We start from the raw sequence: 652 nt of genomic DNA, 5'->3' as shown, positions 1-652 counted from the left end.
CAGGCATGAAAGTATTAGTCCCCGTCAAGCGGGTAGTAGATTACAACGTGAAAGTACGCGTCAAATCCGACGGCAGCGGCGTGGATATCGCCAATGTCAAAATGTCGATGAATCCGTTTGACGAAATTGCAGTGGAAGAAGCCACACGCCTCAAAGAAGGTGGAAAAGTCACTGAAGTAGTGGCGATTTCCTGTGGCGTGACGCAATGCCAGGAAACCCTGCGCACCGCGATGGCGATTGGCGCCGACCGCGGCATTCTGGCCGAAGTGCCGGCCGATCTGGACCTGCAACCGTTGGCCGTCGCCAAGTTGCTCAAGGCGATTGCCGACAAAGAACAACCGCAACTGATCATCCTCGGCAAGCAAGCCATTGATGATGACTGCAATCAGACCGGTCAGATGCTGGCCGCGTTGCTGGGCTGGCCGCAAGCGACATTCGCTTCCAAGCTGGTGTTGGAAGACGGCAAAGTGACCGTGACCCGTGAAGTCGATGGCGGTCTGGAAACACTGGCATTGACCTTGCCTGCCATCGTGACTACTGACCTGCGTCTGAACGAGCCGCGTTACGTGACGCTGCCAAATATCATGAAGGCCAAGAAAAAGACCCTCGACATCGTCAAGCCGGAAGATCTCGGCGTCGATGTGGCACCGCG

1 protein-coding gene is annotated in these 652 nt (G+C 56.1%); it reads left to right on the top strand.

All coding sequences use genetic code 11. The features are described from left to right. Positions 1-5 precede the first annotated feature (5 nt). Positions 6-652: electron transfer flavoprotein subunit beta/FixA family protein (locus AKL27_RS26925; protein WP_050465968.1), on the top strand; the 647-nt coding region annotated here is incomplete at its 3' end.

The organism is Herbaspirillum autotrophicum, assembly GCF_001189915.1.
Lineage (GTDB): Bacteria > Pseudomonadota > Gammaproteobacteria > Burkholderiales > Burkholderiaceae_D > Herbaspirillum > Herbaspirillum autotrophicum.
The sequence above is the reverse complement of the archived record's forward strand: the minus strand, read 5'-3'. Positions and strand labels throughout refer to the sequence as shown.